This window comes from Variovorax sp. efr-133-TYG-130, assembly GCF_030208835.1.
GTDB lineage: Bacteria > Pseudomonadota > Gammaproteobacteria > Burkholderiales > Burkholderiaceae_C > Variovorax.
Map to the genome: position 1 here is coordinate 176,675 of NZ_JARVTD010000033.1, position 25,517 is coordinate 202,191.

At 68.5% G+C, this 25,517-nt stretch carries 25 protein-coding genes; 15 read left to right on the plus strand and 10 right to left on the minus strand.

The genetic code is table 11. From position 1 onward, the window contains the following. Positions 1–18 precede the first annotated feature (18 nt). From mobB to moaD, 3 genes are read left to right on the plus strand one after another with little or no spacing between them, the layout of a single operon-like run. Complete coding sequence (gene mobB / locus QRN67_RS28100) at positions 19–564, plus strand: molybdopterin-guanine dinucleotide biosynthesis protein B (RefSeq protein WP_285414532.1); 546 nt, start codon at positions 19–21, stop codon at positions 562–564. Next, a complete protein-coding gene (locus QRN67_RS28105) occupies positions 557–1,843 on the plus strand; it encodes a molybdopterin molybdotransferase MoeA (RefSeq protein WP_285414533.1) in 1,287 nt (428 codons plus the stop codon). The genes mobB and QRN67_RS28105 overlap by 8 nt, the downstream gene beginning before the upstream one ends. 8 nt (positions 1,844–1,851) lie before the next feature. Beyond that, complete coding sequence (gene moaD / locus QRN67_RS28110) at positions 1,852–2,103, plus strand: molybdopterin converting factor subunit 1 (RefSeq protein WP_081270455.1); 252 nt, start codon at positions 1,852–1,854, stop codon at positions 2,101–2,103. Here the strand turns inward: moaD and dapA are convergent. After that, complete coding sequence (gene dapA, locus QRN67_RS28115; RefSeq protein ID WP_285414534.1) at positions 2,090–2,983, minus strand: 4-hydroxy-tetrahydrodipicolinate synthase; 894 nt, start codon at positions 2,981–2,983, stop codon at positions 2,090–2,092. The genes moaD and dapA overlap by 14 nt on opposite strands. A 260-nt stretch (positions 2,984–3,243) precedes the next feature. Between dapA and QRN67_RS28120 the strand changes: the two genes are divergently transcribed. Next, entirely contained in the window at positions 3,244–3,720 is a 477-nt protein-coding gene (locus tag QRN67_RS28120; RefSeq protein WP_285414536.1) for a molybdenum cofactor biosynthesis protein MoaE, read from the plus strand. On the opposite strand, the gene QRN67_RS28125 is transcribed toward QRN67_RS28120, so the two are convergent. After that, positions 3,717–4,712: a Bug family tripartite tricarboxylate transporter substrate binding protein gene (locus QRN67_RS28125; protein WP_159053576.1), complete on the minus strand. Its 996-nt coding sequence runs from the start codon at positions 4,710–4,712 to the stop codon at positions 3,717–3,719. The two genes, QRN67_RS28120 and QRN67_RS28125, sit on opposite strands and share 4 nt — an antisense overlap. A gap of 138 nt (positions 4,713–4,850) precedes the next feature. On the opposite strand from QRN67_RS28125, the gene clpB reads away from it, so the two are divergent. The 5 genes from clpB to QRN67_RS28150 all read left to right on the plus strand — a co-directional run bounded on the left by clpB (position 4,851) and on the right by QRN67_RS28150 (position 10,196). Further along, positions 4,851–7,472, plus strand: a complete 2,622-nt coding sequence (gene clpB / locus QRN67_RS28130) for an ATP-dependent chaperone ClpB (protein WP_106933900.1) — start codon at positions 4,851–4,853, stop codon at positions 7,470–7,472. Positions 7,473–7,481: 9 nt separating this feature from the next. Continuing rightward, the gene (locus QRN67_RS28135) at positions 7,482–7,811 is read left to right on the plus strand and encodes a hypothetical protein (RefSeq protein WP_240204907.1); all 330 of its coding nucleotides are present in this window, start codon (positions 7,482–7,484) and stop codon (positions 7,809–7,811) included. Between the two features lie 112 nt (positions 7,812–7,923). Next, the gene (locus QRN67_RS28140; RefSeq protein ID WP_285414539.1) at positions 7,924–9,108 is read left to right on the plus strand and encodes an acetyl-CoA C-acyltransferase family protein; all 1,185 of its coding nucleotides are present in this window, start codon (positions 7,924–7,926) and stop codon (positions 9,106–9,108) included. Between the two features lie 5 nt (positions 9,109–9,113). Next, on the plus strand, positions 9,114–9,521 hold the full coding sequence (arfB, locus tag QRN67_RS28145; protein WP_081270448.1) for an alternative ribosome rescue aminoacyl-tRNA hydrolase ArfB: 408 nt from the start codon (positions 9,114–9,116) through the stop codon (positions 9,519–9,521). 93 nt (positions 9,522–9,614) lie between these two features. Beyond that, positions 9,615–10,196 (plus strand): DUF3299 domain-containing protein, encoded by a 582-nt coding sequence (locus tag QRN67_RS28150; protein WP_199851905.1) that lies wholly within the window; start codon positions 9,615–9,617, stop codon positions 10,194–10,196. 10 nt (positions 10,197–10,206) lie between these two features. On the opposite strand, the gene QRN67_RS28155 is transcribed toward QRN67_RS28150, so the two are convergent. The 4 genes from QRN67_RS28155 to QRN67_RS28170 form a co-directional block, all read right to left on the minus strand. Further along, positions 10,207–11,091: a LysR substrate-binding domain-containing protein gene (locus tag QRN67_RS28155; protein ID WP_285414541.1), complete on the minus strand. Its 885-nt coding sequence runs from the start codon at positions 11,089–11,091 to the stop codon at positions 10,207–10,209. Positions 11,092–11,101: 10 nt separating this feature from the next. Next, positions 11,102–12,829: a SulP family inorganic anion transporter gene (locus QRN67_RS28160; RefSeq protein WP_285414543.1), complete on the minus strand. Its 1,728-nt coding sequence runs from the start codon at positions 12,827–12,829 to the stop codon at positions 11,102–11,104. Between the two features lie 91 nt (positions 12,830–12,920). After that, positions 12,921–13,373 carry a DUF2501 domain-containing protein gene (locus QRN67_RS28165; protein WP_285414544.1) on the minus strand — a complete coding sequence of 151 codons (453 nt, stop codon included), beginning with the start codon at positions 13,371–13,373 and terminating at the stop codon, positions 12,921–12,923. An 87-nt stretch (positions 13,374–13,460) separates the two neighbouring features. Further along, positions 13,461–14,816, minus strand: coding sequence for a M20/M25/M40 family metallo-hydrolase (locus tag QRN67_RS28170; protein ID WP_285414546.1), 1,356 nt, complete (start codon positions 14,814–14,816; stop codon positions 13,461–13,463). Between the two features lie 140 nt (positions 14,817–14,956). Between QRN67_RS28170 and QRN67_RS28175 the strand changes: the two genes are divergently transcribed. The 4 genes from QRN67_RS28175 (at position 14,957) to QRN67_RS28190 (ending at position 20,064) form a co-directional block, all read left to right on the plus strand. After that, positions 14,957–15,850, plus strand: coding sequence for a LysR substrate-binding domain-containing protein (locus QRN67_RS28175; protein ID WP_285414547.1), 894 nt, complete (start codon positions 14,957–14,959; stop codon positions 15,848–15,850). Positions 15,851–15,896: 46 nt separating this feature from the next. Then, positions 15,897–16,418 carry a sigma-70 family RNA polymerase sigma factor gene (locus QRN67_RS28180; RefSeq protein ID WP_234382465.1) on the plus strand — a complete coding sequence of 174 codons (522 nt, stop codon included), beginning with the start codon at positions 15,897–15,899 and terminating at the stop codon, positions 16,416–16,418. Positions 16,419–16,423: 5 nt separating this feature from the next. Next, positions 16,424–17,413: a FecR domain-containing protein gene (locus QRN67_RS28185; protein ID WP_285414548.1), complete on the plus strand. Its 990-nt coding sequence runs from the start codon at positions 16,424–16,426 to the stop codon at positions 17,411–17,413. 98 nt (positions 17,414–17,511) lie between these two features. Next, entirely contained in the window at positions 17,512–20,064 is a 2,553-nt protein-coding gene (locus QRN67_RS28190; RefSeq protein WP_285414550.1) for a TonB-dependent siderophore receptor, read from the plus strand. A gap of 10 nt (positions 20,065–20,074) precedes the next feature. On the opposite strand, the gene QRN67_RS28195 is transcribed toward QRN67_RS28190, so the two are convergent. The 4 genes from QRN67_RS28195 to QRN67_RS28210 all read right to left on the minus strand — a co-directional run bounded on the left by QRN67_RS28195 (position 20,075) and on the right by QRN67_RS28210 (position 23,293). Then, the gene (locus QRN67_RS28195) at positions 20,075–21,292 is read right to left on the minus strand and encodes a beta-ketoacyl-[acyl-carrier-protein] synthase family protein (protein WP_285414551.1); all 1,218 of its coding nucleotides are present in this window, start codon (positions 21,290–21,292) and stop codon (positions 20,075–20,077) included. After that, a complete protein-coding gene (locus tag QRN67_RS28200) occupies positions 21,289–21,531 on the minus strand; it encodes an acyl carrier protein (RefSeq protein WP_081270439.1) in 243 nt (80 codons plus the stop codon). The genes QRN67_RS28195 and QRN67_RS28200 overlap by 4 nt, the downstream gene beginning before the upstream one ends. A 96-nt stretch (positions 21,532–21,627) precedes the next feature. Next, on the minus strand, positions 21,628–22,362 hold the full coding sequence (locus QRN67_RS28205) for a phosphatase PAP2 family protein (protein WP_285414553.1): 735 nt from the start codon (positions 22,360–22,362) through the stop codon (positions 21,628–21,630). 58 nt (positions 22,363–22,420) lie between these two features. Continuing rightward, positions 22,421–23,293 (minus strand): AraC family transcriptional regulator, encoded by an 873-nt coding sequence (locus QRN67_RS28210; RefSeq protein WP_285414555.1) that lies wholly within the window; start codon positions 23,291–23,293, stop codon positions 22,421–22,423. 89 nt (positions 23,294–23,382) lie between these two features. Here QRN67_RS28210 and QRN67_RS28215 point away from each other — a divergent pair, with 89 nt between their 5' ends. Together QRN67_RS28215 and QRN67_RS28220 are read left to right on the plus strand one after the other, a co-directional pair. Then, positions 23,383–24,633: an MFS transporter gene (locus tag QRN67_RS28215; RefSeq protein ID WP_081270436.1), complete on the plus strand. Its 1,251-nt coding sequence runs from the start codon at positions 23,383–23,385 to the stop codon at positions 24,631–24,633. 43 nt (positions 24,634–24,676) lie between these two features. Continuing rightward, positions 24,677–25,429, plus strand: a complete 753-nt coding sequence (locus tag QRN67_RS28220) for a sulfite exporter TauE/SafE family protein (protein ID WP_081270435.1) — start codon at positions 24,677–24,679, stop codon at positions 25,427–25,429. Positions 25,430–25,517: the final 88 nt, after the last annotated feature.

Genomic DNA, 25,517 nt, shown 5'->3' on the forward strand with positions numbered 1-25,517 from the left:
GCGCATGAAGGTCGTCGCATGAAGGTGGTCGGCTTTGCCGGCTATTCGGGCGCGGGCAAGACCACGCTGCTCGAGCGCCTGATTCCGGCGCTCAAGCGGCACGGGCTGCGCGTGTCAGTGGTCAAGCATGCGCACCACAAGTTCGACATCGACCATCCGGGCAAGGACACCTGGCGCCACCGCCAGGCCGGAGCCTTCGAGGTGGTGGTGGCGTCCGACCAGCGGCTGGCGGTGATGCGCGAGTTCGAGGTGCCCGTCGAGCTCAGCGTGCACCAGCTGCTGGCCGAAGTGCATGCCGCGGCCGACTGGGTGCTGGTCGAGGGCTTCCGGCACAGCGACGTGCTCAAGATCGAGGTCTGGCGCGAGCCGGGAGCGGGCGAGCCGTCGCGGCCCGTGCTGTACCCGGACGACCCCTTCGTCACCGCCGTGGCCACTGACGCACCGGGCAGCCTGCCGTCGCCCACCGCGCGCCCGCTGTTCGACCTCAACGACGCCGAGGCCATTGCGAAGTGGTTGATCGACAGCGGCGACCGCTTCGAATACAACCCCGAACACCATGGCTGATTCACCCGTTCCCTTCTCCGCTTCTTCGTCGCGTCCGCCGCTGATGCCGCTGGACGAGGCCATCGCCGTCCTGCTCGCGAAGGCGCAACCGGCGCTCGCGACCGAAAGCATCGTCACCTTCGACGCCGACGGCCGCGTGCTGGCGCAAGACCTCGTCTCCGGCCTCACGGTGCCGCCGCGCGACAACAGCGCCATGGACGGCTATGCCGTGCGCGTGGCCGACTGCGCCGCGCCGGGCGCCGAGCTGAAGGTGGCGCAGCGCATTCCCGCGGGCACCGTCGGCACGCCGCTCGCGGCAGGCACGGCGGCGCGCATCTTCACGGGCGCGCAGATCCCCGAAGGCGCCGACGCGGTCGTGATGCAGGAAGACACGGCCGCCACGCCGCAGGAGGGCGGCCTGGGCTCGGTGCGCATCGCCATCGTGCCGGCAGCCGGCCAGTGGATTCGCCGCGCGGGGGAAGACGTGGCCTCCGGGGATGTCGTGCTCAAGAAGGGTGAACGCCTGACGCCCGCCGCGCTCGGCCTGGCGGCCAGCATCGGCTTCCACAAGCTGCCGGTGGCCCGCAAGCCGCGCGTGGCGATGCTCTCCACCGGCGACGAGCTGGTGATGCCCGGCGAGGTCGCGCCCGACGCGATGAAGCCCGGCGCCATCTACAACTCCAACCGCTTCTTCATGCGTGCGCTGCTGCATCGCCTGGGCTGCGAGGTGAACGACCTGGGCATCGTGCCCGACAACCGCGAGACCACCACTGCGGCGCTGCATGATGCGGCCGAGTCCAGCGACCTGATCATCACGACCGGCGGCGTGTCCGTCGGCGAGGAAGACCACATCCGCGCGGCGCTGCATTCGCTGGGCGAACTGCAGCTGTGGTCGCTGTCGATGAAGCCCGGCAAGCCTTTCGCCTATGGCTCCATCGCGCGCGGCAACGGGCAGGGCGCCTGCCATGTGACCGGGCTGCCGGGCAACCCGGTGTCGAGCTTCCTGACCTTCCTGATGCTGGTGCGGCCCTTTCTGCTGGCGCTGCAGGGCGCCACGCGCGTTGCGCCGGAGCCGGTGAAGATGCGCGCCGATTTCGACTGGCCGCGCGCCGACAAGCGCCGCGAGTTCCTGCGCGCGCGGCGCAACGCGGCGGGCGGCCTCGAGCTGTTCGGCAACCAGAGTTCGGGTGTGCTCACCTCGATGGTCTGGGGCGACGGCGTGGTCGACAACCCGGCGGGGCAGACGATCAAGTCCGGCGACACCGTCGACTTCATTCCCTTCGCTTCGCTGCTGGGCTGAATCCGCTCATGAAAGTCCAGGTCCGTTATTTCGCCTCGGTGCGCGAGGCGCTTTCCAGCAGCGGCGAAGCCGTCGACACGAAGGCCGAAACGCTCGCCGCCCTGCGCGACGAACTCATTGCCAGGGGCGGCGCCTACGCCACCGCGCTGGCCCGGGGCAGGGCGGTGCGCATGGCGCTCGACCAGGCGATGAGCGATGAAGCTGCAGCCCTGCACGAAGGCTGCGAAGTCGCCTTCTTTCCTCCGGTCACGGGCGGTTGAGCGAGGCGTCGAGCGCCACCAGGCGCTCGCGCAGGCCGTCTGACGCACGGGTCATCGGCGAGCGCAATTCGTCCTGCATTTCGCCCGCGTGCGCGAGCAGCGCCTTCACCGGGCCGGGGTTCGGTTCTGCAAAGAGCATTTCCACAAGCGGCTGCAGCGCCTGCCACTCGGCGCGCGCCTCGGCCAGCCGGTTCTGCGCCAGCAGCCGGACCAGTTGCACGAAGCGCCGCGTCTGCACGTTGCCGCTGGCCGCGATCGCGCCCACGCCGCCTTCGGCCATGGTGCTGAAGATCTGGTGGTCTTCGCCCGTCAGCACCTGCAGCCGGCCATCGGCGATCACGGCGCGCGTCTTGGCCATGTCGCCGCCGCAATCCTTGATGCCGCGGATGCGCGGGTGCCCGGCCAGCGCCAGCAGCGTGTCGCGCGCGATGGGGACACCGGTGCGGTAGGGAATGTCGTAGACCAGCACCGGCACTCTGCTGGCATCGGCGATGGCGTGGAACCATTCGATCAGTCCGGCCTGCGAGGGACGCACGTAGTGCGGCGCGGACACCAGCAGGCCCGCCAGCGGGCGCTCCGAGAGCTTGCGCGCCCAGGCCGTGGCCTTGCCCAGGTGGTAGCCGGACATGCCCATCACGACCGGCAGGCCGCCCGCGGCTTCCAGCACGGTGTCCAGCATGGCCAGTTGCTCGGCCTCGTCGAGCGCGGCCGCCTCGCCGGTGGAGCCGCAGGGCACGAAGCCTGTCACGCCGTCGCTCGCGAGCCGGCGGACCAGCGCGGCAAGCGCGGCGTGGTCGACGGCGCCATTGCGCAACGGGGTGACGAGGGCCACCCAGAAGCCGGAAAAGTCGGGGGTGGTGGGGTTCTGTTGTTGAGGCACGCGGGCTTCCTTTCAGGAATCGACCGATGGAAAGAACCATCGTCCGATGCGCGCGCAACCCAGGAGGGGCCAAAGCCTTGGCGGGTTCCGTCGCTCATCCGACGACGGAACCTCGGCTCCGGTCAGACGAGCTTTGGTTTTTTGGCTTTGTTGTTGCCCCGGTGCGCACGGCGGTCTTCGGGGTGCGAAGGCACCGGGAAGAGCGTGGGCGTGGCAAGGCAGGGCATCGGCGCAGTCTATCGCGATGCCACAATTCGGACATGAGCGTTGCCCGTGTTTCGATCCAGACGAACGATTTCGACCTCTCGCAGGAGGTTGCCGCGTTGCGCGACGGCGACAAACGCGTGGGCGCCGTGTGCAGCTTCGTGGGCACCGTGCGCGACCGCAATGACGGCAGCAGCGTTTCGTCGATGGAGCTGGAGCACTACCCCGGCATGACCGAGAAAGCCATCGAGGCCATGATCGACGAGGCGCACAGGCGCTTCGACATCCTCGGTGCGCGTGTGATCCACCGCGTGGGCCTGCTGCAGCCGCCGGACCAGATCATGATGGTGGCGGTGGTGTCGGCGCACCGCGGCCAGAGCTTCGAAGCCTGCGAGTTCCTGATGGACTACCTCAAGACCCAGGCGCCGTTCTGGAAGAAGGAGCAGACGCCCGAAGGCGCCCGCTGGGTCGATGCGCGCGTGGCCGACGACGCGGCGCTGGCGCGCTGGGGCATCAGCGCCCCGAATGCCTAGAGAGGCTTGAAGCCGCTGGACTGGATGATCCGCTCCCAGGTCTGCGTGTACGTGCGAACGCGGCCCGCGAACTGGCCCTGCGGCTCGTAGCCGACCGTCAGGCCCATCGTGGTGAGCTTCTGCTTCACGTCGGGCATGGCTAGCACCTTCTGCAGCGCGTCGCCGTACTTGTCGATGATGGGCTGCGGCGTGCCCACCGGCGCGAAGATGCCGTAGTAGGGCAGGTCGTCCAGGTTCGCGAAGCCCAGTTCGCTGAAGGTCGGCACGTTCGGGATGACGGCCTGGCGCTTGGCGCCGATGGACGCCACGATGCGCACCTTGCCCGCCTTGTGGTTCTCGATGAAGTCCGGCACCGAGGCGATGCCCGCGGTGATCTGGTTGCCCAGCATGTCGGCCGTCATGGGCGCGCTGCCGCGGTAGGGCGCCGGCTGCACGTCGATCTTGTACTTGTCCGAGATCATCTTCACCAGGAACTCGGGAATGGAGGCCGGCGCGGGAATGCCGATGGTTTCCTTGCCGCCCTTTTGCGTGCGCACCCACTTCACGTATTCGTCCATGGACTTGGCCGGCGTGCCGCCCGAGACGGCCAGCACGTTGGCGAAGGTGGCGAAGCCGGCCACGGGCACGAAGTCGGTGGCCGGGTTGAAGCCGGGGTTCTTCACGACCTGCGGCAGGATCGATATGGTGTGGTCATGCGACAGGAACAGCGTGTGGCCGTCGGCCGGCGAAGACTTCAGCACCGTGGCCGCGATCTGCCCGCCCGCGCCCGCCCGGTTCTCGACCACCACGGGCACGCCCAGCACGTCCTTGAGCTTTTCGCCCAGCGTGCGTGCAATGGCGTCGGTGCCGGCCCCTGCCGGAAAGCCCACCAGCAGGCGGATGGGAGTGCCGCTTTGCGCCTGCGCAAGGCCGCACAGGCCCATGGCGGCTAGAAAGAGGCCGGCGCCGATCGCCCGGCGGACCGGCTGAACGCGCTGCATTGAAAAAACCATGATCGACTCCATTCGAGAGAGAGAAATGCCTACGGGCAGGAAACGGGTCTTGTGCAATACCCGTGCCCAGTGCGCCGGCTTGGCCGGCAGCCTTGAATCGTGCCCGAACGGCCCTATTTTGGATGCAGGAATACCACCATGCGACAAGACAAACTCACCACCAAATTTCAGGAAGCACTGGGCGACGCACAGTCGCTCGCGCTGGGCAACGACAACGCCTACATCGAGCCGGCTCACCTGCTGGCCGCGATGCTGCGGCAGGACGACGGTCCCCGCGCCCTGCTGGAGCGTGCCGGCGTCAACGTGCCCGGCCTGCTGAACGGGGCCGAGGCAGCCATCAAGAAGCTGCCGCAGGTGCAGGGCCACGACATCGTGCAGGTCGGCCCCGAACTCGGCAAGCTGCTGCAGGCCACCGAGAAGGAAGCCATCAAGCGCAACGACCAGTTCATTGCCGGCGAACTCTTCCTGCTGGCGCTGGCCGACAGCAAGGCCGACATCGGCAAGACCGCCCGCGAAAACGGCCTGAGCCGCAAGTCGCTCGAATCGGCCATCGACGCCGTGCGCGGCGGCCAGGGCGTGAACAGCGCCGATGCCGAAGGCCAGCGCGAGGCGCTCAAGAAATACACCTTGGACCTGACCGAGCGCGCCCGGCTGGGCAAGCTCGACCCGGTCATCGGCCGCGACGAGGAAATCCGCCGCGCCATCCAGGTGCTGCAGCGCCGCACCAAGAACAACCCCGTGCTCATCGGCGAACCCGGCGTGGGCAAGACCGCCATCGTCGAAGGCCTCGCGCAGCGCATCGTCGCGGGCGAGGTGCCCGATTCGCTCAAGGGCAAGCGGGTGCTGTCGCTCGACATGGCCGCGCTGCTGGCCGGCGCCAAGTTCCGCGGCGAATTCGAAGAGCGCCTGAAGACCGTGCTCAACGAACTCGCGAAGGACGAAGGCCAGACCATCGTCTTCATCGACGAGCTGCACACCATGGTCGGGGCCGGCAAGGCCGAAGGCGCCATGGACGCGGGCAACATGCTCAAGCCGGCCCTTGCGCGCGGCGAGCTGCACTGCGTGGGCGCAACCACGCTCGACGAATACCGCAAGTACATCGAGAAAGACGCCGCGCTGGAGCGCCGCTTCCAGAAGATCATCGTGGGCGAGCCGAGCGTGGAAGCCACCATCGCCATCCTGCGCGGCCTGCAGGAAAAATACGAAGTGCACCACGGCGTGCAGATCACCGACCCGGCCATCGTGGCCGCGGCCGAACTGAGCGACCGCTACATCACCGACCGCTTCCTGCCCGACAAGGCCATCGACCTGATCGACGAGGCCGCGGCCAAGATCAAGATCGAGATGGACTCCAAGCCCGAGGTCATGGACCGGCTCGACCGCCGCCTCATCCAGCTGCAGATCGAACGCGAAGCCGTGCGCCGCGAAAAGGACGAAGCCTCGCAGAAGCGCCTCGGCCTGATCGAGGACGAGATCGTCAAGCTGCAGAAGGAAATCGCCGACTACGACGAGATCTGGCAGGCCGAGAAGGCGCAGGCCCAGGGCAGCGCGCAGGTGCGCGAAGACGTCGACAAGATCAAGTTCCAGATCGAGGAATGGAAGCGCAAGGGCGACTTCAACAAGGTCGCGGAGCTCCAGTACGGCCAACTGCCGGCACTTGAAAAGCGTCTGAAGGAAGCCGAGGCCAGCGAGGCGAGCAAGGGCAAGTCGAGCGCGCCCACGCTGCTGCGCACGCAAGTTGGCGCGGAAGAAATCGCCGAGGTCGTGGCGCGCGCCACCGGCATTCCGGTCGCCAAGCTGATGCAGGGCGAGCGCGACAAGCTGCTCGTGATGGAAGACAAGCTGCACGAGCGCGTGGTTGGCCAGGACGAGGCCATCGGTGCGGTCGCCAACGCGATCCGCCGTTCGCGCTCGGGCCTGTCCGATCCGAACCGCCCCACGGGCTCGTTCCTGTTCCTGGGCCCCACGGGCGTGGGCAAGACCGAGCTGTGCAAGGCGCTCGCGGGCTTCCTGTTCGACAGCGAAGACCACCTGATCCGCATCGACATGAGCGAGTTCATGGAGAAGCACTCGGTCGCCCGCCTGATCGGCGCGCCGCCGGGCTACGTGGGCTACGAGGAGGGCGGCTACCTCACGGAAGCCGTGCGCCGCAAGCCCTACAGCGTGGTGCTGCTCGACGAGGTCGAGAAGGCCCACCCGGACGTGTTCAACGTGCTGCTGCAGGTACTTGACGATGGCCGCCTGACCGACGGCCAGGGCCGCACCGTGGACTTCAAGAACACCGTGATCGTGATGACGAGCAACATCGGCTCGCCCATCATCCAGGCCATGGTGGGCAAGCCTTCGGAAGAGATCAAGGAAGCGGTGTGGGACGAGCTGAAGAACTACTTCCGCCCCGAGTTCCTGAACCGCATCGACGAGACCGTGGTGTTCCATGCGCTCGACGCGAAGAACATCGAATCGATCGCGGCGATCCAGCTCAAGGTGCTGCAGGCGCGGCTCGCGAAGATGGACCTGGGCCTGGAGGTGTCGCCGGCGGCGCTGGCGGAGATCGCCAAGGTCGGCTTCGACCCGGTGTTCGGCGCGCGTCCGCTGAAGCGCGCGATCCAGCAGCGCATCGAGAACCCGCTGTCGAAGCTGTTGCTGGACGGCAGCTTCGGGCCGAAGGACACGATCGAGGTCACGACCGACCCGATCCGGTCGCCGGGCCAGTTCTCGTTCACGAAGACCGGGGAACCAACCGCGGCTGCCTCGGCCTAAAGTCGAATGATGAACTTCATTTTTCGCGTCATTCTTCTGCTCCTGGGGCTGGTCTTCGCGGCCAGCCTGGCCGTGGCGGTCATGCTGCTGGCAGCTGTGTGGGGTGTGCGCTATGCCTGGGGGCGTCTCACGGGCAAGCCCGTGAGCCCCTGGGTGATGCGCTTCAACCCCCGCTCCGGCTTCGACAAATTTCGCAATGCGGCACAGCCGGCCGAACCCAGCGCCGCCGACGTGGCCAATGCCCGGGCGCGCGGCGAATCGGTGGAGCGCCCGGTGCGCATTCGCGGCAGCGCCAGCGACGTGACCGACGTGTCGCCCAAGTCGGTCTCGCGCGGCTGAGCCTGCGCTATTCCACGCGCGACAACCCGTCGCGCCGTTCGCCGTCAGAATCGTCCTCCTGCAGCCGCCGCTTCTTCTTGCGGCTTTCGCTTTCATCCAGGAGAGACATCCCATGACTTCGCGCGACATCTTCGTGGTCGGCACCGCCCGCACCGCCATCGGCACCTTCGGCGGTGCCTTGAAGGATGTACCCAACACCCAGCTGGCCACCACGGCAGTGAAGGCCGCCATCGAGCGCAGCGGCCTTGCGGGCGATGCCATCGGCCATGTGGTGATGGGCAACGTGATCCCCACCGACGTGAAGGACGCCTACCTGAGCCGCGTGGCGGCCATCGACGCGGGTTGCCCTATCGAAACGCCGGCCTTCAACGTCAATCGCCTGTGCGGCTCGGGCCTGCAGGCCCTCGTGTCGGCGGCGCAGGCCATCGCGCTGGGTGACTGCGACATCGCCATCGGCGGCGGCTCGGAGTCGATGAGCCGCGGCCCTTACTTCGACACCTCGGCGCGCTACGGCGCCCGCATGGGCGACGCGGTGCTGGTCGACTACATGCTCGGCATCCTGCACGACCCGTGGGAGAAGATCCACATGGGCATCACCGCCGAGAACGTGGCCGCGCGCTACGGCATCACGCGCGAGCAGATGGACGAACTGGCCGTTGCCAGCCAGCAGCGCGCGGCGGCCGCCATCGCGGCGGGCCGCTTCAAGGAGCAGATCGTTCCGGTCGAGGTGAAGACGCGCAAGGGCGTGGTGCTGTTCGACACCGACGAGCATGTGCGCGCCGACACTTCTGTAGAGACGCTGTCGAAGATGAAACCCGCGTTCAAGAAGGACGGCCTCGTCACCGCCGGCAACGCCTCGGGCATCAACGACGGTGCCGCCGCCGTGGTGCTGGCTGCCGGCGAGAGCGTCAAGGCGCGCGGCCTGAAGCCGCTCGCACGCCTGGTGGGCTATGCGCATGCCGGCGTCGAGCCCGCCTACATGGGCATCGGCCCGGTGCCGGCCACGCGCAAGGTGCTGGAGCGCACCGGCCTGAAAGTGAGCGACTTCGACGTGATCGAGTCGAACGAAGCCTTCGCGGCGCAGGCCTGTGCGGTCATCAAGGAGCTGGGCTTCGACCCCGCCAAGGTGAACCCGAACGGCTCGGGCATTTCGCTGGGCCATCCGGTGGGCGCGACCGGCGCGATCATCACCACGAAGGCGATTGCCGAGCTGCATCGCACGGGCGGGCGCTATGCGCTGGTCACGATGTGCATCGGCGGCGGGCAGGGCATTGCCGCCGTCTTCGAACGGGTCTGAGCGCCGTGCTGCGTCCGCCCGTGCTGATCGATCCGGACGAGGTCGAGATCAGCGCCATCCGGGCGCAGGGCGCGGGCGGGCAGAACGTCAACAAGGTGTCGAGTGCGGTGCACCTGCGCTACGACATCCACGCCAGTTCGCTGCCGCCCGACGTGAAGGAACGGCTGCTCGCCCTGCGCGACAGCCGCATCACGCAGGAAGGCGTGCTGGTGCTCAAGGCACAGCAGCACCGCACGCAGGAAATGAACCGCGCCGACGCCTTCGCGCGCCTGCAGGCGGTGGTCGACAGCGTGGCCGCGCCGCCGCGCGTGCGGCGTGCCACCAAGCCGACCTACGGTTCGAAGCAGCGCAGGCTCGAAGGCAAGAGCCAGCGCTCGCAGATCAAGAACCTGCGCGGGCCGGTGCGGGACTGAGCGCGCCGGCGCCTTGACGTATGCCGAGGCCGGGGGGAGGGACAAAGCCGGGGCTTTATCTCCCTGAAACATCGCGCCCGCACAATCAGGCGAATGAGAAGTCTTTTCGCACGCGTCCTGTTGTCGGCGCTTCTGCTGACACCGCTGGCCGTGCTGCTCGACGGCTGCACGCCGGACGCAGCATCGGGGCAGGTTGCCAGCAACGCCGCGGCGCCCGAACTCAAATGGGAAGCGCTGATCCCCAAGAGCTGGGACCCGACCAGGCGCTACCGCAACATCAGCCTCGAGGCGCTGCGCGACAACGATCCCCAGGCCATCCAGATGCTCGACGAGATGCGCGCCGTCTGGGACAACGCGCCGGTCAACGTCGAGCTCGACGGCAAGGCCGCCAAGCTCGCGGGCTTCGTCGTGCCGCTGGATGCCTCGCAAGAGGGCATCCGCGAGTTCCTGCTGGTGCCGTACTTCGGCGCCTGCATCCACACCCCGCCGCCGCCCGCCAACCAGATCGTGCACGTGATAGCGCCAGGCCCCGTGAAGGGCCTGCATGCGATGGACACGGTGTACGTCAGCGGCACGCTGAAGGCGGCGCGTTACGCGTCCGCGGACATGGGCGTGAGCGGCTACGAGATTGCTTCCGCGACGGTCGAGCGTTTCGTGCCCCGGCAGCCGCAGTGACGCGAGGCCCTCAAGCCATGCGCTGCGACAGGAAATCCAGGAACGATGTGATGCGCGCCGACAGCTGCGTGTTGCGGTAGTACACCGCGTTCACCGGTTGGCGCACGTCCACCGTGTCCTTGGCCAGCACCTGCACCAGTGCACCACTGGCTCGGTCGGCATGGGTCATGAAGTCGGCCAGGCAGGCGATGCCAACACCGGCCAGCGCCAGATGGCGCAGGGTTTCGCCGCTCGATGCCACCACCGTCGGCGCGATGGTCCACTCGTCGCCGTGCGGACCTCGCAGCGGCCAGCGGTTGAGCGACTCCGGCTGTGTGAAGCCGAGCAGTGCATGGCCGGCCAGTTCATCCACCTTGCGCGGCTTGCCGTTGGTTTCGAGGTATGCGGGGCTCGCGAGCACGCGCAGCCGGTGCGTGCCCAGCGGGCGCGCATGCAGCGTGGAGTCGCGCAGCGGGCCGATGCGGATCGCGATGTCGGTGCGGCGCTCCAGCAGGTCGATGGGCAGGTCGTCGGTGTCCAGCTCCAGGCTGATCTGCGGATAGAGCCGCCGGAATTCAGGCACCAGCGGTACGATGGCATGCAGCATGAAGGGCGAGGCTGCGTTCACCCGCAGGCGCCCGGCGGGCTGCTGGCGGCGCGCAGCCATCTGCTCTTCGGCATCGTCGATCGCATCGAGGATGGCGCGCGTGCGCTGCAGGAAGGCCGCGCCTTCCTCGGTGAGTTCCAGCCGCCGCGTGGTGCGGCGCAGCAGCGTGGTGTCGAGCTTCTGCTCGAGCCGGCTCAATGCGCGGCTGATGCCGGAGACCGTTTGCGCCAACTGCTCCGACGCGGCGGTGATCGAGCCCGTGTCCACCACCGTGCGGAACGCAACCAGTTCTTCGATGGTGGATTTCATGGGGGGCGCTTCAGGCGGCGGATTCGGTCTCGGCGGAAGCCCCCGGCACGTCGATGCGCGGCATCAGCGCAGCGAGCGCTTCGCCGTCGGTGCGGTAGCTGAACAGCATGGGGCCCGGGGCCAGCAGGCCGGCGCGTTCCAGCACCTGCATCGCGGGCAGCTTGAGGCCGCTCAGGTGCAGGCGGATGCCCTTGGATTCCATCATCCGGCGGATCGAGCCGAACACTTCGGCGCCGGTGATGTCGATGCGGTTGATCGGCTGCGCGAACAGGCACACGTCGGTGAGTCCGGGCCGTTCGGCCAGCGCCACGGTGAGCGCGCGTTCGAGCGTGGAGGCCGAGGCGAAGTCGAGCTCGGCGTCCATGCGCAGCGCATAGAGCTGCGGCGCCAGCGGCGGCAGCTTCCAGAGATTGCGGTCGCGCAGGCTGCCGTCGGGGTGCAGGCCCACTTCGATGATGCGCGGATGCAGGTGGCGGTACATGTAGTGCGCCAGCGCCGCCAGCAGCCCGCCGAGCACGCCCCAGTAGATGCTGGGCGCGGTCGCGATGGTCAGCACGAAGGTGCCGAAGGCAATGCCCGCCTCGATGCGCGAGATGCGCCACAGCGCGGTGAAGCTCGCCGGCTTCACCAGCCCCAGGATGGCCGTGACCACCACCGCCGCCAGCACTGCCTGCGGCACGTGATAGAGCAGCGGCATCAGCCACAGCAGCGCGCCCGCCACCACCGCCACGCTGAACAGCGTCGCCCAGCCGGTCTGCGCGCCCGCATAGAGCGTGATGGCCGAGCGCGAGAACGACGAGCTGGTCGGGAACGCGCCCGAGAAGCCCGAGGCCAGCTTGGCCAGGCCCTGGCCGATCAGGTCCTGGTTTTCGTTCCAGAGCGTGCCGGCGCGTGCGTTGTCGACCTTGGCGCTCGATGCGGTTTCCAGAAAGCTCACCAGCGTGATCATCAGCGCCGGCAGCACCAGCGCGCCGAGCGTGCCCATCGGCAGCAGGCCGGGCCAGTAGAACGACGGCAGGCCCGAAGGCAGGCTGCCGACCACCGCGCCGCCGCGCAGCGCATAGTTGATCACCCAGCTGATCGCGGCCGCGCCGGCCACCAGCGCCATCGTGGTCGGGAAGCGCGGCAGCAGGCGCTTGCCTAGCCACAGCACCGCGATGCTGCCGAGCCCGAAGGCGATGGCCACCAGGTCGGGCAACGGGCCGCCGCGCAGCACCTGTGGAATGGTGCGGCCGGTGAAGCCCAGCAGCGCGGGCAGCTGCGAGATGGCGATCAGCACCGCCGCCCCCTGCGTGAAGCCGATCAGCACCGGCGAATTGACCAGCCGCAGCAGCCAGCCGAAGCGCCCCGCGCCCAGCACGATCTGGATGGCGCCGGACATCAGCGTGAGCCACACCGCCATCGCCACCCACTCGGCGCTGCCCGCCACCGCCAGCGGCGCGAGCGAGGCACCGACCAGCAGGCTGGTAAGCGCCGTGGGGCCGACCGACAGCCGCTGCGACGAGCTGAACATCACCGCGATCAGCGCCGGGAACAGCGCGGCATACACGCCCGTCACCAGCGGCATGCCGGCCAGCGCGGCATACGCCACGCCCTGCGGGATGACCATCAGCGCGACGGTGATGCCGGCCATCGCCTCGTTGCGCAGCAGCGCGGCGGAGGGACGGGGCCAGGCAAGGCAGGGGACCCAGCGGGAGAGGCGCTGGCGCAGGGAGGGGGAGGTGGTGGCCGGATTCATGGATGACGGATGGCGCCCGCAACGGTGCTTGATGCCGCGCGGGCGCGGAGAGCTTACGCGGCTGCGCGAAGCATGGGGAGCTGAGGCGTGCCTAGATCAGCGACGTCGCGTTCTTGAGAACGTAGTCGCAGGCCTTGGTCTTGAGCTTGGACGACAGGATCTTGAAGTTCAGCGTCTGGCCGTCGCCGCCCTTGAGCAGGCCCTTGGCGCCGTTGGCGAAGCCGGTTTCCTGGGGCTTCTGGCCGGTGATCTTGGCGAGCAGCTTGTCTTTCACCGAGGCCGCGTCGCCGCCCAGGTAGTTGTTCTTGACGCAGTACTGCAGCACCCCTGCCGCGTTGCCGATGGTGCTGGAGCCGATGGCGGGCATCTTGAAGCCGAGGTTGCTGCCCAGGCCGCCGAGCGAGGAGCCGCCGGTGCCGCCCTGGGCGTTGGCGCTGGCGGCCTCGCCGGCTTTTTCCTTCAGCTGGTCGAGCAGGTTGTTGGCTTGCGCCGAGGCACCTGCCGCGAGCAGTGCCAGGGCGATGAGGGTGGAGCGGGCGTGCATGGTGTCCTCCTGTCGGTCAGCGTGATGGAAAGCGGCCATCAGCATACCGGAGACTTTCAGGGGCACAGCCCCTGGCACGCGCCTGGCCTACTTCGTGCGGGGCGGGCGCTTTTCCAGCAAAGGCGCACTCGTGCCCTGCACGCCGACCAGCCCCAGCACCGTCACCAGCGAGTTCTGCGCACCCTTCCAGCCGTCGGTCACGTCGATCCATTCGCTCAGCGCGTGGAAGCCGCCCGTCTTGCCGCCGCCGCCGATGATGATGGCCGGAATGCCCAGCGACATCGGCACGTTCGCGTCGGTGCTCGCGCCGGTCAGCAGCGTCTTGTGGCCGAAGGCCGCGTTCGAGCGCGTGGCGGCCTCGACGATCACCGTGTCCGACTGCGTGCGGCCGCCCGGGCGGTCGCCGATGAGCTTGGTGCTCACGCTCAGCGTGTTGACGTTCCAGCGCTTGTTTTCCTCCACCACGGCCTCGTCGATGGCCGCGAGGATCTTCTTCTCGGTCTCCAGCAGCGGCGCCATTTCGTCGGAGCGGATGTCGACCGCCATGCGCGCGTCGGGTGCGATGGTGTTGACCGAGGTGCCGCCGCCGACCGTGCCCACGGTGAACGTCGTCTTGGGGAAGGTGGGCGTGCGCACGTCGGCGATCTTGGCAATGGCGCGGCCCATGCCGTGGATGGCGCTGGGCACCTGGCCGAACGCACCGAAGCTGTGGCCGCCCGGGCCCTTGAAGGTCACTTCGTAGCGATGGCTGCCGGTGCCGAGCATCAGCACCGTGCCTTCGGGCGCGGGCTCGAGGCCGACCATGCCGTCGATGTCGAGGTTGTCGCGGAAGATGGCTTTCATGCCGCGCAGGTTGCCCAGTTCTTCCTCGCCCACGTTGCCGACGAACAGCAGGTCGCCCACGGTCTGGATCTTGTTGTCGTTCAGCACCTTGAGCCACGACAGCAGCACCGACAGGCCGCGCGTGTCGTCGGAGATGCCGGGCGCGTAGAGCTTGCCGTCGCGCTCCTTCACCTTCACGTCGGTGCCGGCGGGGAACACGGTGTCGAGGTGGGCCGAGATCAGCAGCTTGGGCCCGTTGCCCGTGCCCTTGCGCAGGCCGACCACGTTGCCTTCGGCGTCGATCTTCGCGTCGTCGAGGCCCAGGGCCTTCATGCGCGCGAGGAAGGCTTCGGCGCGCTTCTGTTCCTTGAATGGGGGCGCCTCGATCTCGGTGAGCATCTTCAGATCCTCCACCGAGCGCGCATGGTCGGCCTTCACCGCGTCGAGCAGCTTCTGGATCTGCGGCGACGCCATCAGCTGCGTGTAGGCCTTGTCCACCTCGGGGCGCACCTGCGCGGGCGTGGCGGCGACCGAGCCGGTCTGGGCATGCGCGAACCCGGCGGCGGCGGACGCGAGGGCAAGGACGAGCGGGGCGAGGCGAAGAGACACGGGGCGAGACATGGTGCGGGAATGTCCTTGAAAGAAAAACCGGTGGAAAGAGAGGCGCCGCCGACGCGGCGTCGTCAGCGATTCTTGCGGCTGTGCCAAGCGCGTGCTCTGGTTTAATCTTCCGCGTTGTCAGTTTTTCTAACGAGAGCCCCATGCGCCGCCATATTCCCAGCACCCGCGCGCTGCTGATCTTCGACGCGGTGGCGCGCCATCACGGCGTGGGCAAGGCCGCCGAGGAGCTCTGCCTGACCCACAGCGCGGTGAGCCAGCAACTGCGGCTGCTGGAGTCGCAGATCGGCGTGCGGCTGGTGCAGCGCACCGCGCGCGGCACCGAGCTGACCGAGCCGGGTCGGCGCTACCACGGCCAGATTTCCGGCGACCTGTTGCGGCTGCAGAACCACACGCTGGAGGCGATGGCGCAGCGCGCCGACGGCCTGCGCCTGCTGGTGGGCGCGGTGCCGGTGCTGGCCGAGGGCTGGCTCACGCCGAGGCTGCCGGAATTCATCGCGCAGCACCCGGGCTGCAGCCTGCATCTGCAGGTATTTCCGACGCATCTCTACATGGAGGACCTGCCCTTCGACGTCGGCGTGCAGTACGACGACGCGGTGTGGCCCGGGGCCAATGCGCTGCCGTTGATGGGCGAGCCGTGCGTGGTGGTGTGCTCGCCAAAGGCGAAAGGCCGGGCGGCAATGGCGCGCGGCGACTTCCGTGCCGCGCCGCTGCTGCATCTGCGCACGCGCATGGGCGCCTGGGAGGAATGGTTCGGCCAGTCGGCGAACGCGCGTGCCCCCGACAACCTGGTGGCGGGGCACCGCTTCGACCTGTTCTCGTCGCTGGTCGCGGCGGTGCGCGCCGACCTGGGCGTGGGGCTGGTGCCGGAGTACTTCATCGAGCGAGAACTGCGCTCGGGCGAACTGGTGCTGGCCTGCCCGGAACGGGTGCCGTCGAGCCGTGGCTACAGCGTGTTCGTGGCGCCGAGCCGCGCCGACGATGCGCTGGTCGGCGCTTTCGTCGAATGGCTCCTTGCGGCGGCGTCGATACAATGAGAACAGTTCTTATTTGTATAGAGGGCCTTCGCCCCTTCGAATCCGCGTGCCGCCTTCCTCCGCAGCGTCCATTGCCCAGTCCGCCTCGCACCAGCAGGTCGAGACGCTGTACGCCAACCACCACGGCTGGCTGCAGGGCTGGCTGCGCAAGAAACTGGGCAACGCCTTCGACGCGGCGGACCTGGCGCAGGACACCTTCCTGCGCGTGATGCGCGCGCCGGGGCTGGACCGCGTCGAAGAGCCGCGCGCCTATCTCACCACCGTCGCGCGCAACCTGCTCATCAACCATGTGCGCCGCCGCGCCATCGAGCAGGCTTATCTCGATGCGCTGGCGCTCCTGCCCGAGCCCATGGCGCCCGCGCCCGAAGTGCGGCTCATGGTGCTGGAGACGCTGGTCGAGATCGACCGGCGCCTGCTTGGCCTGCCCGTGCAGGCCAAGCAGGCCTTCCTGCTGGCGCAGCTCGAGGGCCTGGGCCAGGCGGAGATCGCCGCGGAACTTGGCATTTCGGTGTCGACCGTGAAGCGGCACCTGGCGAAGGCGGCGATGCGTTGCTTTTTCTCGGAGTAGGCCGGGTGGCTTTCTCCGGAACCGACGGCGCGCCCGTCTCGCAGGCGGTTGCGCAACAGGCCGTGCAATGGTGGGTCGAGCTGCGCGAGAGCGACATCAGCGCCGCGCGGCTGACCCTGTGGCGGCGCTGGCGCGAGGCCGACGCGGCGCACGAGGCAGCGTGGCAGCGCATCGAGACCGTCGGCGGCCGGTTCGCGGACATTCCCACGCCGCTGGCCAGGGCCGTGCTGAGCACCCCGCCGGACTCGCTACGCCGACGCCGCAGCATGCAACTGCTGACCGTGCTCGTGGTCGCCGGCGGCAGCGCGCTGGCCGTGCGCCAGGCCACGCCGTGGCATGCATGGACGGCCGACCACGTCTCGGGCGTCGGCGATCGGCAAACGGTGCAACTGCCAGACGGCGGCAGCGTGGTGCTCAACACCGACAGCGCCGTCAATGTCCGCTTCGACGCGGATCGCCGCGTGCTGCAGTTGGTGCGCGGAGAAATCCGTGTGCAGACCGCGCAGGACGCGCTGCGCCGTCCGTTCTTCGTCGAGACCGAGGCGGGCGCCGTGCGCGCCATCGGCACGCGCTTCACGGTGCGTGAACGGGGCAGCGAAGGTGGAGTCGACGTGGGCGTGCAGCAAGGCGCGGTAGAGTTGCGCCCCGCCGACGCGCCCGCCGCGTCGCGCATCCTCCAGGCCGGCGAGGCCGGGAGTTTCACGCGCACGCGGGCCATGTACGCCGGCGCGCTCGACAGCAATGCAGGTGCCTGGGCCGACGACGGCATGCTCGTGGTCTCGCGCATGCGCCTGGACGGCTTCCTGGCCGAAGTCGGCCGCTACCGGAAAGGGCGGCTGGGGTGCGACCCGGCTGTTGCCGGCCTGCAGGTGTCGGGCGCCTACCCGCTGGACGACACCGACCGCATCCTCGCGGCGCTGACTTCCTCGCTGCCTGTCGAGGTGCACACGTACACGCGGTACTGGGTCACGGTGCACCCCAGAAAAAATAAATGAGCTAGTTCGGCGGGGGTGCTTGTCAACGAAGGGAAGGGCGCGGATGCGTCGCCTCTTTTTCTTTTCTCGTCACTCACCTTTCCATCGAAGGCACTTTCATGCTTGAGCATTCCGGCCGGCCGACTTTCGCGCCGAACTCCTCCCGTTCGAACTCCCGTGGCAAGGCGCGCCTGCACGTGCTGGCCCTGGCCTCGCGGACCTTGTGTTTCGCCGCGGTGGCCGGCATGGTCGCGGCAGGCCTTGCGGCGCCTCGCACTTCGCTCGCACAGCAGGCAGGCTCGCGCAGCCAGGACGTGCGTCGCTTCGACATTCCCGCAGGCCCGCTCGAGGGCGTTCTCAACCGTCTGGGGCGCGACGCCGGCGTGCTCATCACCTTCGGCTCCCAAGTCACCGAGGGGCTGAGCAGCCGTGGCGTGAGCGGCAGCCACACGGTGGCCGAGGCGCTGTCCCGGGCGCTCGAAGGCACGGGGCTCGGTGCCGTCCCCGCGGCCAGCGGCGGTTATGCGCTGCGGGCCCTGCCGGGAGGCGCGCCCTCCGCTTCCGCCGAGGGCGCGGCAGCCACCATGGCCACCGTGACCGTCACGGCGGACGCCGTGCGCGATGCAAGAACCGACGGTACCGGAAGCTACACGGCCGGCCCGTCGTCCATGTCCACCGGCCTCGGCCTCTCCTTGCGCGACACGCCCCAAAGCGTGACCGTTGTGACGCGCCAGCAGATGGACGACCAGGGCGTCGTGAGCGTCTCCGACGTGATGAGCCAGAGCCCCGGCATCACCGTGCAGAGCTATGACAGCGACCGCTGGAGCTTCAGCGCCCGCGGCTTCGCGGTCACCAATTTCCAGTACGACGGCGTCGCCAAGGATTACGACGGCGTGTACGACTGGGGCGCCACCAACGGCGACCTGACGATCTACGACCGTGTCGAGATCCTCAAGGGCGCGACTGGCCTGATGAGCGGCACGGGCGACCCGTCGGCCACCGTCAACTTCATCCGCAAGCGTCCCACAGACCGTTTTGCCGGATCGGTAGCCGGCACGGTGGGCTCTTGGCACAACGGGCGCGGGGAGGTCGATCTGTCGGGGCCGCTCAACGCGAGCGGCAGCGTGCGCGGCCGCTTCGTCGGCGCCTACCAGGACCGCGAGTCGTTCCTCGATCGCTATCGCCAGAAGAAAAGCGTGGCGTACGGCGTGATCGAAGCCGATCTTTCGCGCGACACCCTGCTCACGCTGGGCGCCGACTATCAGGACACCGACCCCCGCGGCTCGACGTGGACCGGTTTCCCCATCTTCTACAGCGACGGCAGCCGCACCGATTTCAGCCGCTCGTTCAACCCCGCGACCGACTGGAGCCGGCGCCAGATGCGAACGCGCAACGTGTTCGCCACGCTGGAACAGCGGCTGAACGACGACTGGCGCTTCAAGCTCAACGTGAGCAATCAGGAAAGCAAACACCGCTCGTTGCTCGGCTCTGCCAGCGGCGGCAACCCCGATCCGGTGACCGGCGATGGCATGTACCTGTTCTCGGGCGACTTCCGCGGCGACCGCACGCAGAACACCGTGAGTGCCAGCCTGAACGGCTCCTACAGCCTGCTGGGACGCAAGCACGAAGCGATGTTCGGCGCGTCCTGGTCGGACAGCAAGACGCACGGGCCGTGGTCCGAATCGCTCTATCCCATGCTGACGGGCAGCATCTTCAACTGGAACGGCGCGTTCGAGCAGCCGGCCTACCCGCCGATTGCCTCGTACTCGGAGCGCCGCCGGCAGAGCGGCGTGTACGGCGCCACCCGGCTGCGGCCGACCGATGCGCTGTCGGTGATCGTGGGGGCTCGCGTCAGCCGCGTCGTCGGCGGTGACGCCCGGGTCTTCAGCGACGGCGTCACGCCGGCGCTGGCCAGCAACTACCGGGAGAGCGGCGTGGTCACGCCGTATGCCGGCGTGGTCTACGACCTGAACGACACCTATTCGGTGTACGGCAGCTACACCAGCATCTTCTCGCCGCAGTCGCTGCTGGACGCCAACCGCCAGTTCCTGCCGGCCGTCGAGGGACGCGGCATCGAGGCGGGCATCAAGGCGGAGTACCTCGAGGGGCGCCTCAATGCAAGCCTGGCCGCGTTCCAGATCCGGCAGGACAACGTGGCGGAATACGTCGATTTCGTCGACGGCGCTTCGGTGTACCGCGCCGTGAAGGGCGTGACCAACAAGGGCATCGAGGCTGAGTTGTCGGGGCAGATCGCCACCGGCTGGAACCTGCAGGCGGGCTATGCCTACAACCATGTGCGTGACGCCAAGGGCCAGCGTGTCTACGGCGCGACGCTGATGGCCAGCCAGCCCGAACATGTGGTGCGGCTGTCGACCAGCTATAGGCTGCCCGGCGCATGGAACGCGCTCACGGTCGGCGGCGGCGTCAGCTGGCAGAGCGCCTTCTATGGCAAGGTGTGGAACCCGGCGGCGCAGGAGTACGCCGAGATCCGGCAGAAGGGCTATGCGCTGGTGAGCCTGATGGCGCGCTACCAGGTGAACAAGGCGCTGTCCGCCACGCTCAACATCCACAACCTGCTCGACAAGAAGTACTACGCGGGCATGGGCCTGTTCGAGACGGGCTTCTACGGCGAACCGCGCAACGTGACGTTGACGCTTCGCTACCAGTTCTGAGCCAGGAAGCCTAGGAAGCGTCCGGCCGGCGGAACAGCAGCACCGAGTTCGTGCCGCCGAAGGCGAAGGAATTGCTGATCGCGGCCTCGATCGACGGTGCCGCCGTGTCGCCCGGCTGCACCAGATTCAGGCTGCACGCCGGGTCGATTTCCGCGCAGTGCGCATTGGGCGGCAGCTGCCGCTCGTGCACAGCGAGCACGGTGATGAGCGCTTCGAGCGCGCCCGCCGCGCCCAGCAGGTGGCCGTGCAGCGCCTTGGTCGAACTCACGCGCAGCGCGCCGAGGTCGTCGCCCCACACGTCGGCCAGTGCATTGCGCTCGACCACGTCGCCGATGCGCGTGGCCGTGCCGTGCGCATTGCAATAGCCCACGTCGCGCGGCTGCAGGCCGGCTTGCCGCAGCGCGGCGCGCAGTGCGCGGGCCTGGCCGGGAGCGTCGGGCTTGGTGAGGTGGGTGGCGTCGCTGCTCAGGCCCCAGCCGGCCAGCGTGGCATAGCTGCGGGCGCCACGGGCGCGGGCGCGCTCGGCGGATTCCAGGATCAGGAAGGCCGCGCCTTCGCCCAGCACGAAGCCGCTGCGGTCGGCCGCGAAGGGCCGCACCGCGCCGGCCGCTTCGCCGGGCTGGAAGGTGGCGAGCGTCTGCATCGCCTGCCAGGCCAGAACCACGCCCGGCACGATCAGCGCTTCGCTGCCGCCGGCAATGGCGATGTCGACCTCGCCGCGCTGCACCGCCTTGGCCGCCTCGGCAATGGCCGCCGACGACGAGGCGCAGGCGACCGAATAAGTGAGCACCGGGCCCTGAACGCCCTGGCGCATGGCCACGTGGGCGGCGGGCGCGTTGGGCATGAAGGCAGGAATGGTGAGCGGCGACACGCGGCCATTGCCGCGATAGGCGGCTTCCAGCGCCGCGGCGCCGCCCATGCCGCAACCGGCGAAGACGCCGATGCGTTCGGGGTCGGCATCGCCCGCCGCGATGCCCGCGTCGCGCATCGCCATGTCGGCCGCTGCCACGGCCAGCTGGCTCACGCGGTCGACGCCCGCGAGCTGCAGCTTGGTGAACCAGCGCGTCTCGTCGAATGCGACGGTGGCCGCGGCGGCCGGCTTGGGGAGTTCGGGGTAAACGGGCTGGATGGCCGAATGGCCTTGCAGCAAGGCCTGGAACAGTGCGCCGGGCGAGTCGCCGTGCGGCGCCACGACGCCCAGTCCGGTGACGGCGACCTCGTGGTTCACGCTGCCTTTGCCGCGCGGACCTTGTCGACCAGCGCCGCGAGTTCGGCCAGGGTGTCGATGTTCGCGTCCTCGTCGGGCATGGTGATGCCGAAGTGGTCTTCGATGGCGAACAGGAATTCGGCGAGTGCCAGCGAATCGAGTCCGCCGGTTTCCCGCATCGAGGCGTGTGGGTCGAGCTTCGACGGCTCGATGCCGTACTTCTCGTGGATCAGGTCCTGCAATTCCTTCAGCGAACTCATCGTGCGATGCCTGTCGTCATGTGCTGCCGCTGATCGATTGCCACCCCTGCAGGGCATGCCATTGGATCGATCCCTTCCTCATTCCGGCTGTTGTGGTCAATGATGGCCAATGATATCCGCTCCCGCGTGAGGGGCATCCCCTCGCAAACGCTTCCCCGGGCGCCAGTACAGCGAGGGCAGGGCGAACACCACGCCCAGCAGGGCACCCGCCGCCGCGTCGAGCACCACATGCTGCTTGACGGCCAGCGTCGAGTAGGCGATGGCGGCGAACCACGCCCAGTTCAGCACGCGCCACGGCGCCGGCGTGCGGGTTTCGCGCAGCACGTGCTCGATGCGGATCGCGGTGAAGATGGCCACCGCCACGTGCATGGAGGGACAGGCGTTGCCCGCCGCGTCCACGCCCTGCAGCATCGCAAAGCCGGGAAAGCCGGACACGTCGATGGACAGCGGCGGAATCTGCGTCGGCCAAAAATAGAAGAGCCCCAGCCCGGTGATGCACAGCCCGCCGATCCATAGCCCGTAGACCACCAGCTCGCGGAAGGTGAGCTGCAGCCCCGGCGCGATGCCGACGTAGAACCAGAGCGACAGGTAGGCGCCCAATGCATAGGGCTGGAACGGAATGAGGTGGTCCAGCGGCGTCAGCGGCATCACCGTGATCGGGAACGACGGATTGCGCAGCAGGTGGAAGTAGCCGATGAAGAACAGCCACGTGAAGACCGTGGTGCCGACCGCCTTCAGCAGGAAATGGCGGCGCATGCGCAGCCAGATGTCGGCGGTCCATGTGGGCGCCGGGGCTTCGGGCGCCAGCTGCAGGGGGATCGGTGAGTGCATGGTGTCGGTCGCCGATCTTGCCAGAGCGGCATGACCCGCCGCGCGATGCCCCGCGGGTTCAGCTTGCCGCGGCGCGCTTGCGGTGCTGGAACGAGGTCGGCGAGCGGCCGGTCGCCGCCTTGAACATGGCGCAGAAGGCGCTGTCGGTGGCGTAGCCGCTGGCCGCCGCCACCTGGCTCACGGCCATGCCGCGCGCCAGCAGCGGCAGCGCATGGGCCATCACGGCCTGCTGGCGCCATTGCTGCCAGCTCATGCCGAGCTGGTCGCGAAACAGCCGCGCCACCGTGCGCTCGCTGGCGCCGATGGTGGCGGCGCGCTCGGCCAGCGTGGCGCGGTCGGCCGGGTTGCGCAGCAGCGCCTCGCAGAGCTGGCGCAGGCGCTTGTCGGCGGGCAGCGGCACGTCGATGCGGATCTGCGTGGCGCGCTCGACCTCGTCCACCAGCAGCGGCGCGATCATGCGTTCGCGCTGCGGCGCGTGCGGGTCGGCCGGCGGCAGGCCGTCGGGCGTGGTGTCGAGCGCCAGCATCAGTGCGCGCAGCAGCGGGCTGATCTCCAGCACCTCGCATTTCTCCCAGGTGGGAGCGATCCAGGCGTGCAGGTAGACGGTGCGCAGCTCCGCGTCTTCGATCAGCGTGATGCTGTGCGGCATGTTGGCCGGCACCCAGAGCGCGCGGGAGGGCGGCACGATGTAGCTGCCGTCCTGCGTGCTGAGCCGGATCACGCCGCGGGTCGAGAAGGTGAGCTGCGGCCACGGGTGCTCGTGCAGCTCGACCAGGGTGTCGGCGCTCAGGAAATGTTCCTTGGCGCGCAGCGGGCGCACCGCGTCGGGGGCGTAGAGGTGTGGCGTGAGCGGCCCGACGCTGTTGGCCGGCGCGGTCGCCGCAGGAGTCGCGACGGAAGAAGAGGCAGCGGGGGAGGCGGCGCTTGGCATGGTTTCGACAAATGTTGTCGCTGTATCGCCATTCTGCCGCGTCCCCGCCGCATAGGATCGAAGCCCGCCCCGGTTTTTTGTAGCAATCCATGTCCTCCTCATCCTCCGCCGCCGTTCCGGCCACCACCTTGCGCACCGACGCCAAGCTGATCGGGCTGGTCGGCCTGGCCCATGCGGTCAGCCACTTCAGCCAGCTCATCCTGGCGCCGTTGTTTCCCTGGCTGAAGGACGCGTTCAACGTGAGCTATGTGGAGCTGGGCGCGGTGCTCACGGTGTTCTTCGTGGTCTCGTGCATCGTGCAGGCGGCCTCGGGCTTCATCGTCGACAAGCTGGGCCCCCGCCCGGTGCTGTTCGTGGGGCTGGGCGCGCTGGGGCTTGCGGCTTTCGGCTACGCAGCGGCGCAGAGCTACTGGATGCTGCTGGCGTGCGCGGTGGTCGGCGGCATCGGCAACGGCGTGTTCCACCCGGTCGACTACACGCTGTTCAACCGCAAGGTCGCGCCCACGCGGCTTGGCCATGCCTACAGCGTGCACGGCATCACCGGCAGCCTGGGCTGGGCGCTGGCGCCGGCCTTCGTGGTGCCGATTGCCATTGCCTATTCGTGGCGCGTGGCGCTGGCGTCCGCGGGCGCCGTGGCCATCGTGGTGCTGCTGGTGCTGTGGGTCTACCGCAGCGCGCTGTCGCTCGACGCGGCGGCCGTGCACAAGGCCACCGGGCAGGGCGAGCCCGCGCCTGCCGGCGGCGAGTTCGACTTCCTGCGCATTCCCGCGGTGTGGATGTGCTTCGGTTTCTTCTTTTTCTACGCCGCCGTGATCAGCGTGGTGCAGACCTTTGCACCGGTGGCGGCGGGCCACCTGCATGCGGTGCCGGTGGCGCTGGTGGCGGTGTGCCTCACCGTCTACATGGTGGCCAGCGCGGCCGGCATGGTGGTGGGCGGTTTTCTCGCGTCCGATCCGTCGCGCTGCGAGCGCATCGTGGGCGCGGGCTTCGGCGTGGCCGCCATGCTGGCCTTGGTGCTGGCCTTCGCGGACTTCCCGCCGATCGTGGTGCCGGTGCTCTTCGGCATGATGGGTTTCGTCTCCGGCGTGGCCGGCCCTTCGCGCGACCTGCTGGTGAAGAAGTCGACCCCGCCCAACGCCACCGGCCGCGTCTACGGCGTGGTGTACGCGGGCCTGGACATCGGCCAGGCCGTGGCGCCGCTGGTGTTCGGCCGCCTGATGGACCACGGGCAGTACACGAGCGTCATCGTGGGCCTGGCGGTGGTGCAGGGCGTGCTGATCGCCAGCGCCTTCAATGTGCGCCGGGTGCGCCGCACGGCGCTGGTGCCGGCCTCTGCCTGAGCCCCTGCCGGGTCGTTGAACAGCGGCCGATATCATCGGCCGCATGCAAGCCTTGTATGTGTCAGTGATCGCCGGTGCAGTGCTGGCGGGCTTCGTGCAGGGCCTGTCCGGCTTTGCGTTCGGCATGGTGGCCATGTCAGTGTGGGCCTGGACACTGGAGCCTCAGCTGGCGGCGCTGCTTGCGCTGTTCGGGGCGCTCACCGGGCAGGTGATCGCTGCCGTCACGGTGCGCCGCGCCTTCGACAAGAGCCTGCTATGGCCCTTCGTGCTTGGCGGACTCGTAGGCGTGCCTTTCGGTGTGTGGCTGCTGCCGCACCTTGACCTCGTGGTCTTCAAGCTGTGCCTTGGCGTGCTGCTTGTGCTGTGGTGCCCGGCCATGCTGATGTCGCAGCACCTGCCGAAGATCGCCTTCGGCGGCCGCGTGGCGGACGGGGTTGCCGGCGCCATCGGCGGCGCCATGGCCGGCATCGGCGGTTTCTCGGGGACCATTCCCACTCTCTGGTGCACGCTGCGCGGCTTCCAGCGCGATACGCAGCGTGCGGTGATTCAGAACTTCAACCTGTCTATGCTGATGGTGGCGTTTGCTGTTCATCTTGCGAGTGGCAGCATTGCGCGTTCTACGGTTCCACTGCTCGGTGTGGTGGCGCTTGCGGTTGCGTTGCCTGTGTTGCTGGGGGCTCGGCTTTATGTGGGGATCAGTGAAGCTGCGTTTCGGAAGTTGGTGTTGGGGTTGTTGACGGCTTCCGGGGTGGCTATGTTGGCTTCTGCTGTGCCTGCTTTGTTGGGTCGGGGCTGAGGGGTGTTTTTTGCTTTTTGGTGGGGTTTTTTTCCGGGGCCGGGTCTCGCCCCGGCGGGCGACTCACTTTCTTTTGCTTCGCCAAAAG

What these genes read in the sequence shown, in the direction of transcription:
- mobB (WP_285414532.1), top strand. Translation starts at nt 19, where the DNA reads ATGAAGGTGGTCGGCTTTGCCGGCTATTCGGGCGCGGGCAAGACCACG.
- QRN67_RS28105 (WP_285414533.1), top strand. Translation starts at nt 557, where the DNA reads ATGGCTGATTCACCCGTTCCCTTCTCCGCTTCTTCGTCGCGTCCGCCG.
- moaD (WP_081270455.1), top strand. Translation starts at nt 1,852, where the DNA reads ATGAAAGTCCAGGTCCGTTATTTCGCCTCGGTGCGCGAGGCGCTTTCC.
- QRN67_RS28120 (WP_285414536.1), top strand. Translation starts at nt 3,244, where the DNA reads ATGAGCGTTGCCCGTGTTTCGATCCAGACGAACGATTTCGACCTCTCG.
- QRN67_RS28125 (WP_159053576.1), bottom strand. Translation starts at nt 4,712, where the DNA reads ATGGTTTTTTCAATGCAGCGCGTTCAGCCGGTCCGCCGGGCGATCGGC.
- clpB (WP_106933900.1), top strand. Translation starts at nt 4,851, where the DNA reads ATGCGACAAGACAAACTCACCACCAAATTTCAGGAAGCACTGGGCGAC.
- QRN67_RS28135 (WP_240204907.1), top strand. Translation starts at nt 7,482, where the DNA reads ATGAACTTCATTTTTCGCGTCATTCTTCTGCTCCTGGGGCTGGTCTTC.
- QRN67_RS28140 (WP_285414539.1), top strand. Translation starts at nt 7,924, where the DNA reads ATGACTTCGCGCGACATCTTCGTGGTCGGCACCGCCCGCACCGCCATC.
- QRN67_RS28150 (WP_199851905.1), top strand. Translation starts at nt 9,615, where the DNA reads ATGAGAAGTCTTTTCGCACGCGTCCTGTTGTCGGCGCTTCTGCTGACA.
- QRN67_RS28155 (WP_285414541.1), bottom strand. Translation starts at nt 11,091, where the DNA reads ATGAAATCCACCATCGAAGAACTGGTTGCGTTCCGCACGGTGGTGGAC.
- QRN67_RS28160 (WP_285414543.1), bottom strand. Translation starts at nt 12,829, where the DNA reads ATGAATCCGGCCACCACCTCCCCCTCCCTGCGCCAGCGCCTCTCCCGC.
- QRN67_RS28165 (WP_285414544.1), bottom strand. Translation starts at nt 13,373, where the DNA reads ATGCACGCCCGCTCCACCCTCATCGCCCTGGCACTGCTCGCGGCAGGT.
- QRN67_RS28170 (WP_285414546.1), bottom strand. Translation starts at nt 14,816, where the DNA reads ATGTCTCGCCCCGTGTCTCTTCGCCTCGCCCCGCTCGTCCTTGCCCTC.
- QRN67_RS28175 (WP_285414547.1), top strand. Translation starts at nt 14,957, where the DNA reads ATGCGCCGCCATATTCCCAGCACCCGCGCGCTGCTGATCTTCGACGCG.
- QRN67_RS28190 (WP_285414550.1), top strand. Translation starts at nt 17,512, where the DNA reads ATGCTTGAGCATTCCGGCCGGCCGACTTTCGCGCCGAACTCCTCCCGT.
- QRN67_RS28200 (WP_081270439.1), bottom strand. Translation starts at nt 21,531, where the DNA reads ATGAGTTCGCTGAAGGAATTGCAGGACCTGATCCACGAGAAGTACGGC.
- QRN67_RS28205 (WP_285414553.1), bottom strand. Translation starts at nt 22,362, where the DNA reads ATGCACTCACCGATCCCCCTGCAGCTGGCGCCCGAAGCCCCGGCGCCC.
- QRN67_RS28210 (WP_285414555.1), bottom strand. Translation starts at nt 23,293, where the DNA reads ATGCCAAGCGCCGCCTCCCCCGCTGCCTCTTCTTCCGTCGCGACTCCT.
- QRN67_RS28215 (WP_081270436.1), top strand. Translation starts at nt 23,383, where the DNA reads ATGTCCTCCTCATCCTCCGCCGCCGTTCCGGCCACCACCTTGCGCACC.
- QRN67_RS28220 (WP_081270435.1), top strand. Translation starts at nt 24,677, where the DNA reads ATGCAAGCCTTGTATGTGTCAGTGATCGCCGGTGCAGTGCTGGCGGGC.